Source organism: Micromonospora sp. NPDC048898 (assembly GCF_043198035.1).
In the GTDB taxonomy this organism is placed as follows: Bacteria; Actinomycetota; Actinomycetes; order Mycobacteriales; family Micromonosporaceae; genus Micromonospora.
The window spans coordinates 206,561-220,947 of record NZ_JBICUF010000014.1 but is presented as its reverse complement, the minus strand read 5'-3'; the positions used below and the strand labels follow the sequence as shown (position 1 = coordinate 220,947).

Here is a 14,387-nt window from a genome sequence, read left to right as displayed (position 1 = left end):
CTGACCCGGCAAGGGTCCCCGATTACGGCACGGTCCCCGATTACGACGCGATCCCGACCACGCACGGGTTGATCGACTCGACTTTCGTGAAATCGCGGTATCCACGACCGCGGGACACCCCGATTCCAGCAAACCCGAGTCGATCAACCGAGGCGAGGGCTGGGCCTGGTTCGACCTTGGGGACGGGCGAGGAGAGTGGGGTCAGTTGCGGGTCTGCATGTCCTTGCGGAGGTCGCGGAGCAGGCTGCCTGCGTCGGTGACCGACCGTCCGGGGAACATCGCCATCACGACGCTGCCGTGGTCGGCCCACCCGCACACCGCGAAGTCGCCGCCCTCGCCGCTGGTGCTGCCGCACCTCATCACGCCGCCCAGGTCGCCCGCGGGCACCTCGCGCAGCCCGTTCACCGCACCGGTCTCGTCGGACATGAGGCGGAACAGGCTCTCCAGATCGCGTTCCGGCTGCCAGAGCAGCGTGGTGCCGCCGAAGATGAGCACCGAGCGCTTGTCGTCGGCCGGGTCGCGGTAGACCGTGCCGAAGCTGCGGTCCAACTCGATGTCCGCCGCCAGGCCGCTGCGCAGGTAGTCGGCCGTACTCTTCGCCCGTTCGCTGTCGTCCCGGGTCAGGCCGGCCACCTGCGGGGGTGAGGTGAGCTCGGTGTCCTTCTGCTGTGCCACCCGCCAGCCGGCGGCGCCCAGCACACCGGCACCCACGAGGCCGACCACCAGCGCGACCGTCCAACCGATCTTGCGCCGTCTCGACCAGCCGCCGGTGCGCTCGTCGGGGTCGCCGCCGGAGTCCCGGGTGCTGAGGTGGATCGGCTCTTCGGTCAGCTCGACCGGCTCGCGACCGCCGTCGAGCGACCGCTCGGTGAGATGTGCGTCGGACATAGCCGACACCGTACGCGAACCACAGGTGGCGCACGTCAGGTCCGCGGAAGCCCTCCGTAGACTTGTCAGGTGACCGAGAGACTGGATGCCCGACGCCCCGACGCCCCGACCCTTGCCGGCCAGTACCAGCCCGGCGAGGTAGAGCAGCGGCGGTACGAGCAGTGGGTAGCCGCCGGCCACTTCCGGGCCTCCGCCGACAGCGACAAGCCCCCCTTCGCCATCGTCATCCCGCCGCCGAACGTGACCGGCTCGCTGCACATGGGCCACGCGTTCGAGCACACCCTGATGGACGCGTTGACCCGGCGTAAGCGGATGCAGGGGTTCGAGGCGCTGTGGCTGCCCGGCATGGACCATGCCGGCATCGCCACCCAGAACCTGGTGGAGCGTCAGCTCGCCGCCGAGGGCCTGTCCCGCCACGACCTCGGCCGGGAGAAGTTCGTCGAGCGGGTCTGGCAGTGGAAGGCCGAGTCCGGTGGGGCGATCCTGGGGCAGATGCGGCGCCTCGGCGACTCCGTCGACTGGGACCGTGAGCGCTTCACCATGGACGAGGGGCTGACCCGTGCCGTCCAGACGATCTTCAAGAAGCTTTTCGACGAGGGCCTCATCTACCGGGCCAACCGGATCATCAACTGGTGCCCACGCTGTCTGACCGCGCTCTCCGACATCGAGGTCGAGCACACCGACGACGACGGTGAGCTGATCTCGATCCGCTACAGCGACGAGGTCGTGGTGGCCACCACCCGGGCCGAGACGATGCTGGGGGACACCGCCGTGGCGGTGCACCCGGACGACGAGCGGTACCAGCACCTGATCGGCACCGAGGTCGAGCTGCCGCTGACCGGCCGCCGCATCCCGATCGTCGCCGACGCGCACGTCGACCCGTCGTTCGGCACCGGCATGGTCAAGGTGACCCCGGCGCACGACCCCAACGACTTCGAGATCGGCCAGCGGCACGACCTGCCCGCGCTCACCGTCATGGACGAGCGTGGGGTGATCACCGTGCCCGGCCCGTTCGAGGGGCTGGACCGGTTCGAGGCGCGGCCCGCGATCGTGGCGGCGCTGCGCGAGCAGGGCCGGATCGTCGCGGAGAAGCGGCCGTACGTGCACGCGGTCGGGCACTGCTCGCGGTGCAAGACGACAGTCGAGCCGCGGCTGTCGTTGCAGTGGTTCGTCAACACCGCCCCGCTCGCGCAGGCCGCCGGCGACGCGGTGCGCGACGGTCGGGTCCGCATCGAGCCGGCCGAGCTGGCCAAGCGCTACTTCGCCTGGGTCGACAACATGCACGACTGGTGCATCTCCCGCCAGCTGTGGTGGGGGCACCGGATCCCGGTCTGGTACGGCCCGCAGGGCGAGATCGTCTGCGTCGGCCCGGACGAGCAGCCGCCGACCGGCGACGGCTGGCGGCAGGACGAGGATGTGCTGGACACCTGGTTCTCCAGCGCGCTCTGGCCGTTCTCCACGCTCGGCTGGCCGGAGCAGACCCCGGACCTGGCCAAGTTCTACCCGACGAGTGTCCTGGTCACCGGCTACGACATCCTGTTCTTCTGGGTTGCCCGGATGATGATGTTCGGCCTGTACGCGATGGACGGCAAGCAGCCGTTCGACGTGGTGGCCCTGCACGGCATGGTCCGGGACGAGCACGGCAAGAAGATGTCCAAGTCGTTCGGCAACGTGGTCGACCCGCTGGACTGGATCGACCGGTTCGGTGCCGACGCCACCCGGTTCACCCTGGCCCGTGGCGCCAACCCCGGGCAGGACGTGCCGGTCAGCGAGGAGTGGTGCCAGGGCTCGCGCAACTTCTGCAACAAGCTCTGGAACGCCACCCGCTTCGCCCTGATGAACGGTGCGCACACCACGGGTGACCTGCCGCCCGCCGAGCAGCTCTCCACCGTCGACAGGTGGATCCTGTCCCGGCTGGCGCACGTCACCGCCGAGGTCGACGAGCAGTTCGAGGCGTACGAGTTCGCCAAGGTGTGTGACCTGCTCTACCACTTCGCCTGGGACGACGTCTGCGACTGGTACGTGGAGCTGAGCAAGCCGGTGCTCGCCGAGGGCGGTGCGCGGGCCGAGGCCAGCCGTCGGGTGCTCGGGCACGTGCTGGACCAGCTGCTGCGGCTGCTGCACCCGGTCATCCCGTTCGTCACCGAGGAGCTGTGGCTCGCGCTGACCGGCGGCGAGACGGTGCAGACCGCCGCCTGGCCGGTGGCCGACCCCTCGCGTGTCGACGACGCCGCCGAGGCCGAGCTGGCCGGTGTGCAGCGCGTGGTCACCGAGATCCGGCGGTTCCGCTCCGATCAGGGGCTGCGCCCCACCCAGCGGGTGGCCGCCCGGTTGGACGGGCTCGCCGGGGCGGGCATCGACGCCCACGAGCCGCTGATCCGCTCCCTGGTCCGGCTCGATCCGGCCGGCGACGACTTCCAGGCCAGCGCCACGCTGGCCATGCCCGGCGCGGTCGGTGTCGCGTTGGACACCCGGGGGTCGATCGACGTGGCCGCCGAGCGGGCCCGGCTGACGAAGGACCGCGCCGCCGCCGAGAAGGAGGTCGCGCAGGCCCGGGCGAAGCTCGACAACCCTGCCTTCATCGGCAAGGCCCCCGAGCCGGTGGTCGCGAAGATCCGCGACCGGCTCGCCACCGCCGAGGCCGACCTGGTCCGGATCGACGCTGCTCTGGAGACACTGTCCTCGTGACCGACCGTACCGAATTCGCCGCCGTCGAGGCCGAGCTGAACGCCCGCGGCTTCACCCGCATGGTCTTCGAACTGGACCGGATCGAGTCGCTGCTCGACCTGCTCGGCAGCCCGCAGCGGGCGTATCCCGCGATCCACCTGACCGGCACCAACGGCAAGACGTCCACCGCCCGGATGATCGACTCGCTGCTGCGGGCGTTCGGGCTGCACACCGGCCGCTACACCAGCCCGCACCTGGAGACCGTCCGGGAGCGGATCAGCCTGGACGGGGAGCCGGTCAGCGAGGAGCGGTTCGCGGCGGTCTACCGGGAGATCAAACCGCTGGCCGAGCTGGTGGACGCGCGGTCGGACGAGCCGCTGACGTACTTCGACATGACGACGGCGTTGGCGTTCGCCACGTTCGCCGACGCGCCTGTCGACATCGCGGTGGTCGAGGTGGGCCTCGGCGGTGCCGAGGACGCCACGAACGTCATCCAGGCCGGGGTCTGTGTGATCACCCCGATCGGGCTGGACCACACCGAGTGGCTGGGTGACACGCTTCAGGACATCGCGCTGGCCAAGGCCGGCATCATCCATCCGGGCGCCACGGTGATCGCCGCCGCCCAGGAGGAGGAGGCGGCCGGTCCGCTCCTCGACCGCTGCGCCGAGGTCGGGGCCACCATCGCCCGGGAGGGCGCCGAGTTCGGCGTACTGGGTCGGGCTGTCGCGGTCGGCGGCCAGGTGCTGAGCCTGCAGGGCCTGGGCGGCGTCTACGACGACGTGTTCATTCCCCTGCACGGTGCCCACCAGGCGCAGAACGCGGCGGTGGCGCTCGCCGCCGTGGAGGCGTTCCTGGGTGCCGGGGCGCGACGTCAGCTGGACATCGAGGCGGTCCGGGAGGGCTTCGCCTCGACCAGCTCGCCAGGTCGGTTGGAGCGGGTCCGTAACGCCCCGACCATCCTGCTGGACGGGGCGCACAACCCGCACGGCATGAAGGCCACCGTCACCGCGCTTCAGGAGGAGTTCGCGTTCAGCAAGCTGGTGGCCGTGATCGGCGTACTCGCGGACAAGGACGCCGAAGGTCTGCTGGAGCTGCTGGAGCCGGTGGTCGACCAGGTGGTGGTCACCTGCAACAGCTCGCCACGGGCGATGCCCACGGAGGAGCTTGCCGAGTTGGCCGCCGAGATCTTCGGCGAGGAGCGGGTGGAGTCGGCCGAGGAGATGCCGGACGCGATCGAGCTGGCCGTCGCGCTGGCCGAGGAGAACGTTCCCGGTGAGCTCAGCGGGGTCGGCGTGCTGGTCACGGGGTCAGTGGTGACGGTCGCCGACGCGCGCCGGCTGCTGAAGCGATGACCAGCCCAGAGCGGGAGCCGCACACGCCGACCGGCGCGCCGGTCGAGCGGCCTACGGGGGAGGAACCCACGGCCGGGCAGCCCCGACGCTCCGGGTTGCGCAACCCGGAGCGGGCGGTCCGCGGCCTCGGCGCTGGCACGCTCAGCCTGGAGGCGCTGGTGCTGCTGCTGGCGATCCAGCCGATCCGGGTGGTCGGCGGTGACCTGAGTGGTGCCGCCATCGGTGCCGTGGTGGCGTTGGCGGTGGCCGCTGTCGTGGTCGCCGGCATGATGCGCCGCCCCTGGGCGTGGCACGCCGGCACGGTACTCCAGGGTCTGCTGATGCTGGGCGGCCTGCTGCACTGGTCGCTGCTCGCCCTGGGCGTCATCTTCGCCCTGGTCTGGGCGTACGCGCTGCACGTCCGTCGGGTCATCCTCGGCTGACGGCGGACCGGGCGACGGCCCCGGGCCGGGTCAGGCCTCGGCGCGTTCGCGCCACTGGGTGAGCGCGATGCCGTGGCCGTCCGGGTCGCGGAAGGCCGCCGCCCACACCTCCAGCTTCGAGCCCCGGTTGACCACCCGGGGCGCGTACGTGAAACGCACGCCCGACCCGCGGAGCCGTTCGTACGCCGCTTCGATGTCGTTGACCTCGAGGTTGACGTGCACCAGCCGACGGCTGATGGGCGCCGCCCCGGTCACCTCGCGCAGCACGAGCCGGGTCGTGCCGGAGGCGAGCACGGCGTTGCCGGCGCCCTGGTCGACCTCGCTGAAGCCGAGCACGTCGCGGTAGAAGTCGAGCGACCGGGACAGGTCGGTCACCAGCAGGGTGAGGCCCACCCCGCTGATCGGCGCGGCCGGGTCCGCAGCCGTGTCCCCGGCGAACCCGAAGATCGCCTCGTCCAGGTCCGCGTCGGTGACTGTCGCGCGTGCCGCCCCGACCGTGGAGGGATCGTCCAGCGGAAGATCGAGTGGGTCCAGCGGGTCGGTCGCGCCCGGACCGGACCGCTGCGCGGGCGGCGGGTCGGCGATCCGGTCGGCGGCCGGTGGGTCGCTCCGGTCGGTCGCCGGTGGGGCGAACCGGTCGGCGGCCGGCACGTTGCCCCGGTCGGCGGCCGGCACGTCGCTCCGGTCGGTCGCCGGTGGGGCGAACCGGTCGGCGGCGGGCTCGTCGAAGTGCTCCTCGGCGGGCGGGCGCGGCGCCGGGGTGGCCCGCCGGGGCAGCCCGCCACCGGCCTGCTGGTCGACGAGGACGCCCTCCAACACCACGGGACCGCCCGGGCTCTGGTGCATCACCACGTGCTCGCGGTCCTCGGGCCGGACGCCCGGGTCGTCGCGCAGCGGGTCGGGGCGCAGCGGGTCGGGGCGCAGCGGGTCGGGGCGTGCGGGGTCGGGGCCGAGCGGCTCGTGGAACCGGTCACCGAGCGGGTCGCCGAAGTCGTCCCGGAAGTCGTCGTCCGGCGCACGGTCGGCCCACGGCGGGGCATCCTGCTGGATCAGCACCTCGTCCACGGCGTCGACGTCGGCGAACTCCGGCGGAAGGTCGGCGACGGCGGCGGCGGTCTCGGCGTGGGTGGGCACCTCGTCCCACAGGACCTTGACGTGCCGCTGGTCGTCCAACGCGACCCGGATCGGCAGGGCCTGGCCCAGCGACGGCCACTTGGAGACCGGCACCCTCGGCTCGATGATCTTCTTGGACCGGGGTGGCAGACCTGGCGCGTCGAGCACCAGTTGCAGTTCGCAGCGGCCGAACGCGTACTGGGTGGGTGGTTCGGAGGCGCTGTGCACGTGCCCGACGCCGACCACCCAGGTGCGCCCGCCACCGCGTACGGTCGCCAGCGCGATCGCCAGCACCAGCAGGGCGACCCCGAGAGCCACGATGGCCCAACTGGTCATGCCCAGCCCGAAGAGGACGACGAAGGTGGCCACGGTGCCCAGCACCGTGCCGATCAGCTTGCGTACCGGCGCGATGGGCCGGTTCCCGCCATTCGCCACAGTGGACCTCCCGGGGTCAGGGTCAGGCTAGGCCGGATCGGCCACCGGGGGAAAGACCGGCCGCCGCGCCGGCGCCGGGACCGGGTCGCTACGCTGACCGTACCGATTCCCAGCGTTCAGCGTGCACAGGAGGAACCCAGCGTGTCCAGCAACAGCCCGGATGAGCGCAGCCTCGTTCTGATCAAGCCCGACGCGGTCCGCCGTGGCCTGGTCGGCGAGGTTCTCTCCCGCTTCGAGCGCAAGGGGCTGCGGATCGACGCGATGGTGCACCGGACGATGGACGCCGCGCTCGCCGACCAGCACTACGCCGAGCACGTCGAGAAGGCGTTCTATCCGCCGCTGAAGGACTTCATGACCAGCGGTCCGCTGGTCGCGCTGGTGCTCTCCGGAGACCAGGTCATCGACGTGGTGCGAGGGCTGGTCGGTGCCACCGACGGGCGTAAGGCCGTCGCCGGCACCATCCGGGGCGATCTGTCGCTGTCCAACCGGGAGAACCTGGTGCACGCCTCCGACTCGGCCGACAGCGCCAAGCGCGAGATCGCGCTCTGGTTCCCCGAGCTGGGCTGACCCGACCCGAGCTGGGCTGACCCGACCCGACCCGACCCGGCCGGGCCGGGCCGGGCCGGGCCGGGCCGTCCGACGGTTCGGGGCTCAGCCGACCGGCGGCAGTTTCGTCGGGTTTCCGACCATGTAGATCCCGGTGATCCGGCCGTCGGCCGCGGCGATGGTCAACGTGTACCGACTGCCGTCCGAGCGGGTGATCACCATGGCGGGTTCCCCGTTCAGTTCGACCGGACGCACGGTCACCGGGCGGCGGCCGGGGCCGTAGATCCCGGCGTAGAACCGGGCGATCCGGTCCGCGCCGCTGACCGGGTTGCGGGCGGCCCGGACCCGACCACCGCCGTCGTTCCAGGCCGTGGCGTCCGCCGCGACCAGGCCGGTGAGCGTCGCCAGGTCACCGTCGCGGGCAGCGGCGAGGAACGCGTCCAGCAACCGTTCCCGTTCGGCCCGGCTGGCGGTGAAGCGACGCTGCTCCTGACGGACCCGGGTGCTCGCCCGGTGGTGCAGTTGCCGACAGTCGTCGACGGACCGCTCCAGGATCTCGGCGATCTCGGTGTACGGCAGGTCGAAGGCGGTGCGCAGGACGTACACCGCCCGCTCCGGCGGGGTCAGCCGCTCCAGGACGTGCAGCAACGCGGTGGAGAGCGAGTCGCGTAGCTCCGCGCGGTCCAACGGTCCGAACGGTGAGGGCGCGGTCGGCACCGGCTCGGGCAGCCAGGTGCCGACGTACGTCTCGCGGGCCGCCTGCCGGGCCCGCAACCGGTCCAGGGCCAGGCGGGTGACCACCCGGGACAGGTACCGGCGCGGTTCCGTCACCGCCGACCGGTCCACGCCGAGCCAGCGCAGGTACGCCTCCTGGAGCACGTCCTCCGCGTCGTGTCGGCTGCCGAGCAGGCGGTACGCGAGCCCGAGCAGCATCGGCCGGTGCGCCTGGAGCGCACCGGCCGCGTCTGCCGCCTCGGTCGTCACACCTGTGCCGGGGGCTCCGTGTGCGTCGTCACGGCGATCCGATTCCACACGTTGATTGTGGCAATCGCGAGGATCAGATCGGCCAGTTCCTTCTCCGGCCAGACCTTCGCGGCGGCGTCCCACACCTCGTCCGACACTCCGTGCTCGCCGAGGCGGGTCACCGCGTCGGTGAGCGCCAACGCGGTCCGCTCCCGCTCGTCGAAGAAGGGTGCCTCGCGCCAGGCCGCCACCGCGAAGAGTCGCCGGCTCGACTCGCCGGCAGCGAGCGCGTCCCGGCTGTGCATGTCCACGCAGAAGGCGCACCCGTTGATCATCGAAGCGCGGAGCTTGACCAGCTCCAGCACGGTGTGGTCGACGTTCGTCTGGACGTACTTCTCCAGGCCCAGGACGGCCTTGTATCCCTGCGGCGCGACCTCGGCCGCGTTCATCCGCTCCATGGCTCTACCTCCCTGATCGGTTCCGACACCGAGACGACGGACCGACCGGGGCTGGTCGTGACAAACCGACGGTGTGACCCCGCTCATGCCCGCCGGGGCGACCGGGAGGGGGTCAGCCGCGCGCCGCCGGGGCGGTGTCGGCCAGCACCGCACCCGGGCGGGGGATCTGGACGTCCTCGGTGGCGGGCGCGGTCGACGTCGTGCCGTCACCGCCGCTCGGCCCGCGCCGGCTCACCCGGGCGGCCAACCGGCGGCCGATCTCGATCATGGGCAGTTCGACCCAGCGGTAGAGCACGTCCGCGGCGATCAGCGCCACCACCACGGCGCCCAGGAAGACGCCGGTGCTGCGTCGCCCCAGCGCCGGCAGGAGTCCGATCGCGGCCCATGCCGCGATGGACTGGATCAGATACATCGAGTACGACCGCTCGCCGACGAAGACCAGCGGACGCAGCCCCAGCCCACGGGCGAGCACGCTGCGCGAGAGCAGAGCCGGCAGCAGCACGGCGGCACCGGCGGCGTAGGTGCCGATCAGCGCCTCCGGCCCGAACCGGACCGGCCAGTACTGCACGGTCCAGTGGAACGCGACGAAGAGCACGATCACCGCGGTAGCCGTCACCGGGTGGGTCAGCGGCTGGAACACGGCGAAGCCCCGGGGGTGGTGCATGACCACCGCGACCAGGCAGCCGAACAGGATGGCCACGTAGTGGATCGGCCAGCTCAGCCAGGCGATGTCCGGCGGGATCATCGCGATCAGGAGCACGATCAGACCGGCGGTGACCGCCAGCCGGCGGCGGAAGACGGCGGTCACCAGCACGAACGCGATGGCCGGCCAGAACAGGTAGAACTTCTGCTCGATCCCGATCGTCCAGGAGTGCAGGTAGGGGGCATTCGGGGGCATGAAGTCGTTGAGCAGGAGCAGGTAGTACGCCATCAGGCGCTCGACCGCTTCGCCGGTGCCGTTGAGCCGGGCCAGCGCCCAGGTCAGGAAGAGCACCAGCAGGTAGACCGGCATGATCCGGAAGAACCGCCGCAGGTAGAACGCCCGCAGCGAGACTGTGCCGTACCGGTGCTCCTCGCGCAGCAGCAAGGTCGTGATCAGAAAGCCGGAGAGCACGAAGAACAGGTGTACGCCGATCCACCCGGTCAACCACTTCCACGACGGGCCGCCGTAGTGGAAGGCGAAGACCATGATCGCGGCGACCGCCCGCAGCCCGTCCAGGGCGGGGAACCGGCGCATGGCCTGGAACTCGTCGTACCGAAGCGAACGCACCGGCGAAGTTTGCGCGAGCGCCACACCGCGGTCAAGGCGCGTTCACGTGCGGGATCACTCGGCGGCGGGGTGGCAGGTCAGTCTTGTATCGTTGAGCACCGAAAGGCGATGACCCGGCCATCACCGGCGAGCCTCCGGAAGAACGGCCGGGCAACCGGCTCAGTAGAACCGGACGGGTGCGGCCCGTCACAGCCGGTCAACGAGCGGGCGGTCGATCCTGACCGTCAAGCGGGGTGGTACCGCGGGCCACCCGGGAGCGTCGTCGAGGCGTACCCGGAGAAGCTCGTCCTCGCAGACCCACCGATGAGTGAGCTGCGAGGAGAGCAACCCCCGATGGCCTATCCGTTGCACGACCCGACCGCCGCCGGTGTCCCGGCGAGCCCGGACCTGCCCGCGGTCGAGCGCCGGGTGCTGGAGCACTGGACGGCCGACAAGACCTTCGAGGCCAGCGTCGAGGCCCGTCCCGCCGGCACGGACGGTAAGAACGAGTACGTCTTCTACGACGGTCCGCCGTTCGCCAACGGTCTGCCGCACTACGGTCACCTGTTCACCGGGTACGTCAAGGACGTGGTGCCCCGCTACCAGACCATGCGCGGGCGGCACGTCGAGCGGCGCTTCGGCTGGGACTGCCACGGTCTGCCCGCCGAGGTGGTGGCCGAGAAGCAGCTCGGCATCACCAGCAAGGCGGAGATCATCGATCTGGGCGTGGCCCGGTTCAACGAGGCCTGCCGCACCTCGGTGCTGGAGTTCACCCAGGACTGGGAGCGCTACATCAACCGGCAGGCCCGCTGGGTCGACTTCACCAACGACTACAAGACCCTCGACCTGGACTACATGGAAAGCGTCATGTGGGCCTTCAAGACCCTGCACGACAAGGGTCTGATCTACGAGGGCTTCCGGGTGCTGGCGTACTGCTGGCGCTGCGAGACGCCGCTGTCGAACACCGAGACCCGGATGGACGACGTCTACCGCGACCGGCACGACCCGACCCTGACGGTGTGGTTCGGGCTGACCGCCGACGAGTCCGCCCCCGAGTTGGTGAGCGGGCCGGTCAGGCTGGGCGTCTGGACCACCACGCCGTGGACCCTGCCGTCGAACCTGGCGCTCGCCGTCGGCCCGGACATCGAGTACGCGGTGCTGGAACGCGACGGGGAGCGGTTCGTGGTCGGCGCGGCGCGGCTGGCCGCGTACGCCAAGGAGCTGGACGGTTACGAGCAGGTCGGCACGGTGTACGGCCGGGACCTGGTCGGGCGCCGCTACACGCCGCTGTTCGACTTCCTCGTCGAGCAGGCCGGGGACAACGCCTACCAGGTGCTCGGCGCGGAGTTCGTCACCACCGAGGACGGCACCGGGATCGTGCACCTGGCCCCGGCCTTCGGTGAGGACGACCAGAACGTCTGCAACGCCGCCGGCATCCCCACCATCGTCACGGTGGACGACCACACCCGGTTCACCGCGCTGGTCCCGCCGTACCAGGGTGAGCAGGTCTTCGACGTCAACAAGCCGGTGATCCGGGAGCTGAAGGACCGGGGGGTGGTGCTCCGGCAGGACACCTACACCCACTCGTACCCGCACTGCTGGCGCTGCGACACCCCGCTGGTCTACAAGGCGGTGTCGTCGTGGTTCGTCGCGGTGACGCAGTTCCGGGACCGGATGGTCGAGCTGAACCAGGAGATCAACTGGACGCCCGGGCACATCAAGGACGGCTCGTTCGGCAAGTGGCTGGCCAACGCCCGGGACTGGTCGATCAGCCGCAACCGGTTCTGGGGTTCGCCGATCCCGGCGTGGAAGTCCGACGACCCGAACTACCCGCGCCTGGACGTGTACGGCTCGCTGGCCGACATCGAGCGGGACTTCGGCGTACGCCTGACCGACCTGCACCGGCCGGCGGTGGACGACCTGGTCCGCCCCAACCCGGACGACCCGACAGGTCAGTCGATGATGCGCCGGGTGCCGGAGGTGCTGGACTGCTGGTTCGAGTCCGGGTCGATGCCGTTCGCCCAGGTGCACTACCCGTTCGAGAACGCCGACTGGTTCGAGCACCACTACCCGGGTGACTTCATCGTCGAGTACATCGGGCAGACCCGCGGCTGGTTCTACACGATGCACGTGCTGGCCACCGCGCTGTTCGACAGGCCGGCGTTCCGCAACTGCCTGAGCCACGGCATCCTGCTCGGCTCGGACGGGCGCAAGATGTCCAAGAGCCTGCGCAACTATCCGGACGTCTACCACGTCTTCGACGCGTACGGCTCGGACGCGATGCGGTGGATGCTGATGTCCTCGCCGGTGTTGCGCGGCGGCGACATGGCGGTCACCGAGGCCGGCATCCGTGACGCCGTCCGGCAGGTGCTGCTGCCGCTGTGGAACGTCTGGTACTTCTTCACGCTCTACGCCAACGCCGACGGGCACCAGGCGAGTCGTCGCACCGACTCGACGCACCTGCTCGACAGGTACATCCTGGCGAAGACCAACGAGTTGGTGGCCACGGTCGGCGCGCAGATGGACGCGTACGACATCTCCGGCGCCTGCGCCACCGTCCGGTCCTACCTGGACGCGCTGACCAACTGGTACGTGCGCCGCTCCCGGGACCGGTTCTGGTCCGGTGACGTCAACGCCTTCGACACGCTCTGGACCGTGCTGGAGACGCTCTGCCGGGTGGTGGCGCCGCTCGCGCCGCTGACCGCGGAGGAGATCTGGCGTGGGCTGACCGGGGAGCGGTCGGTGCACCTGACCGACTGGCCGGAGGCGACCGAGTTCCCGGCCGACCACGACCTGGTCGCCGCGATGGATGCCACCCGGGCGGTCGCCTCGGCGGCGCTGTCGCTGCGCAAGGCCAAGGGTCTGCGGGTGCGGCTGCCGCTGTCCAAGCTGACCGTGGCCTCGCCGGCGGCGGAGCAGTTGCGGCCGTTCGCCGACCTGGTCACCGACGAGGTCAACGTGAAGGCCGTGGAGTTCAGCGCGGAACTGTCCGCGTACTGCGAGCAGGTGTTGACTGTGGTGCCCCGGGCGCTCGGCCCGCGGGTCGGCAAGCAGGTGCAGCAGGTGATCAAGGCGGTCAAGGCGGGGGACTGGGAGCTTGTCGACGGCGCCCCGGTGGCCGCCGGCGTCACCCTCGCCGAGGGCGAGTACGAGCTGCGACTGGTCGCCGCCGACGCGGAGAACTCCGCGCCACTGCCCGGCGGTGAGGGCGTGGTGGTGCTGGACACCGAGGTCACCCCCGAGTTGGCCGCCGAGGGGCTGGCCCGGGACGTGGTGCGTGTCGTGCAGCAGGCCCGCCGGGACGCCGACCTGGACGTCTCGGACCGGATCGTGGTGTCGGTGTCGGCGTCCGACGAGGTACGCGCGGCGGTGGCCGGGTACCTCGACTTCGTGTCCCGGGAGGTGCTTGCCGACTCGGTGGACTTCGCCGAGGGCGTCGACGGTTTCGCCGGCGAGGTCGGCGAGGGCGACCGGGTGACGGTCTCCGTCCGCCGGGTGTAGCTGCTGCTACGGACGCCCGTACACCTCCGTCCGTGAGGTGTACGGGCGTCCGCTACCGTGACACCGCCTGTTCGCACCTGACCTGCCGGAGGACCAGTGCCCCTGCTCTACACCATCGGCAAGCTCGCCGTGGGGCCCACGCTGCGGTTGGCGTTCCGCCCGACCGTGGAGGGGCTGGAAAACGTGCCGGCCACCGGCGGCGCGATCTTCGCCGGCAACCACCTGTCGGTGGCTGACGAGCTGTTCCTCGGCACTGTCGTGCCCCGGCACCTGGCGTTCTGGGCGAAGTCGGAGTATTTCACGGGCACCGGTGTGAAGGGCGCGATCTCCAAGTTCGTCCTCACCGGCCTGGGTGCCATCCCGGTGGAGCGGGGCGGCGGTCGGGCCGCGCTGTCCGCGTTCGACGCGGCGATCCCGGTGCTCAAGAACGGTGACCTGGTGGTGGTCTACCCGGAGGGCACCCGCTCGCCGGACGGCAGGCTCTACCGGGGGCGGACCGGCACGGTTCGGCTGGCGACCACGACCGGCGTGCCGATCATCCCGGTCGGCATGATCGGCACGGACAAGGCGCAGCCGATCGGCGCGCGGGTGCCCCGGCCCGGCGTTGCCAAGATCATCATTCGGTTCGGCAAGCCGATCGACCTGGCCGGACGGCCGACCGACCGCACCTCGTTGCGGCAGATGACAGACGAGATGATGAGCGAGATCCAGAAGCTCACCGGCCAGGAGTACGTCCCCCGTTACGCCCCGCCGCGCGCCCACCCGGACCCGACCAAGGCCTGACCCCCTGGTT

The 14,387-nt window shown here is 71.0% G+C and carries 11 protein-coding genes; 6 read left to right on the top strand and 5 right to left on the bottom strand.

Features of this window, described 5'->3' with window-relative positions; all coding sequences use genetic code 11:
- Nucleotides 1-201 precede the first annotated feature (201 nt).
- Nucleotides 202-888, bottom strand: coding sequence for a hypothetical protein (locus tag ACGFIQ_RS28800; RefSeq protein ID WP_393248610.1), 687 nt, complete (start codon nucleotides 886-888; stop codon nucleotides 202-204).
- A 69-nt stretch (nucleotides 889-957) separates the two neighbouring features.
- Between ACGFIQ_RS28800 and ACGFIQ_RS28795 the strand changes: the two genes are divergently transcribed.
- From ACGFIQ_RS28795 to ACGFIQ_RS28785, 3 genes are read left to right on the top strand one after another with little or no spacing between them, the layout of a single operon-like run.
- Nucleotides 958-3,576 carry a valine--tRNA ligase gene (locus ACGFIQ_RS28795; RefSeq protein WP_393248609.1) on the top strand — a complete coding sequence of 873 codons (2,619 nt, stop codon included), beginning with the start codon at nucleotides 958-960 and terminating at the stop codon, nucleotides 3,574-3,576.
- Entirely contained in the window at nucleotides 3,573-4,907 is a 1,335-nt protein-coding gene (locus tag ACGFIQ_RS28790) for a bifunctional folylpolyglutamate synthase/dihydrofolate synthase (protein ID WP_393248608.1), read from the top strand. Before ACGFIQ_RS28795 ends, ACGFIQ_RS28790 begins: the two co-directional genes overlap by 4 nt.
- The gene (locus ACGFIQ_RS28785; protein WP_393248607.1) at nucleotides 4,904-5,329 is read left to right on the top strand and encodes a DUF4233 domain-containing protein; all 426 of its coding nucleotides are present in this window, start codon (nucleotides 4,904-4,906) and stop codon (nucleotides 5,327-5,329) included. The genes ACGFIQ_RS28790 and ACGFIQ_RS28785 overlap by 4 nt, the downstream gene beginning before the upstream one ends.
- Before the next feature lie 30 nt (nucleotides 5,330-5,359).
- Here the strand turns inward: ACGFIQ_RS28785 and ACGFIQ_RS28780 are convergent, their stop codons facing one another.
- Complete coding sequence (locus ACGFIQ_RS28780) at nucleotides 5,360-6,877, bottom strand: VOC family protein (RefSeq protein ID WP_393248606.1); 1,518 nt, start codon at nucleotides 6,875-6,877, stop codon at nucleotides 5,360-5,362.
- Nucleotides 6,878-7,018: 141 nt separating this feature from the next.
- Here ACGFIQ_RS28780 and ndk point away from each other — a divergent pair, with 141 nt between their 5' ends.
- Nucleotides 7,019-7,444 (top strand): nucleoside-diphosphate kinase, encoded by a 426-nt coding sequence (gene ndk / locus ACGFIQ_RS28775; RefSeq protein WP_393248605.1) that lies wholly within the window; start codon nucleotides 7,019-7,021, stop codon nucleotides 7,442-7,444.
- A gap of 84 nt (nucleotides 7,445-7,528) precedes the next feature.
- Here ndk and sigJ read toward each other — a convergent pair whose 3' ends face one another.
- From sigJ to ACGFIQ_RS28760, 3 genes are all read right to left on the bottom strand, one after another.
- Nucleotides 7,529-8,407 carry an RNA polymerase sigma factor SigJ gene (gene sigJ / locus ACGFIQ_RS28770; protein WP_393248604.1) on the bottom strand — a complete coding sequence of 293 codons (879 nt, stop codon included), beginning with the start codon at nucleotides 8,405-8,407 and terminating at the stop codon, nucleotides 7,529-7,531.
- Nucleotides 8,404-8,844 carry a carboxymuconolactone decarboxylase family protein gene (locus ACGFIQ_RS28765; RefSeq protein ID WP_393248603.1) on the bottom strand — a complete coding sequence of 147 codons (441 nt, stop codon included), beginning with the start codon at nucleotides 8,842-8,844 and terminating at the stop codon, nucleotides 8,404-8,406. The genes sigJ and ACGFIQ_RS28765 overlap by 4 nt, the downstream gene beginning before the upstream one ends.
- A 112-nt stretch (nucleotides 8,845-8,956) precedes the next feature.
- Nucleotides 8,957-10,114 carry an acyltransferase family protein gene (locus tag ACGFIQ_RS28760; RefSeq protein WP_393248602.1) on the bottom strand — a complete coding sequence of 386 codons (1,158 nt, stop codon included), beginning with the start codon at nucleotides 10,112-10,114 and terminating at the stop codon, nucleotides 8,957-8,959.
- A 333-nt stretch (nucleotides 10,115-10,447) separates the two neighbouring features.
- Between ACGFIQ_RS28760 and ileS the strand changes: the two genes are divergently transcribed.
- Both ileS and ACGFIQ_RS28750 read left to right on the top strand, forming a co-directional pair.
- Nucleotides 10,448-13,594, top strand: a complete 3,147-nt coding sequence (ileS, locus tag ACGFIQ_RS28755; RefSeq protein ID WP_393248601.1) for an isoleucine--tRNA ligase — start codon at nucleotides 10,448-10,450, stop codon at nucleotides 13,592-13,594.
- Between the two features lie 96 nt (nucleotides 13,595-13,690).
- Complete coding sequence (locus ACGFIQ_RS28750; RefSeq protein ID WP_393248600.1) at nucleotides 13,691-14,377, top strand: lysophospholipid acyltransferase family protein; 687 nt, start codon at nucleotides 13,691-13,693, stop codon at nucleotides 14,375-14,377.
- Nucleotides 14,378-14,387: the final 10 nt, after the last annotated feature.

Coding starts and splice junctions, on each gene's coding strand:
- ACGFIQ_RS28800 (WP_393248610.1), bottom strand. CDS start 888: ATGTCCGACGCACATCTCACCGAGCGGTCGCTCGACGGCGGTCGCGAG.
- ileS (WP_393248601.1), top strand. CDS start 10,448: ATGGCCTATCCGTTGCACGACCCGACCGCCGCCGGTGTCCCGGCGAGC.
- ACGFIQ_RS28765 (WP_393248603.1), bottom strand. CDS start 8,844: ATGGAGCGGATGAACGCGGCCGAGGTCGCGCCGCAGGGATACAAGGCC.
- ACGFIQ_RS28785 (WP_393248607.1), top strand. CDS start 4,904: ATGACCAGCCCAGAGCGGGAGCCGCACACGCCGACCGGCGCGCCGGTC.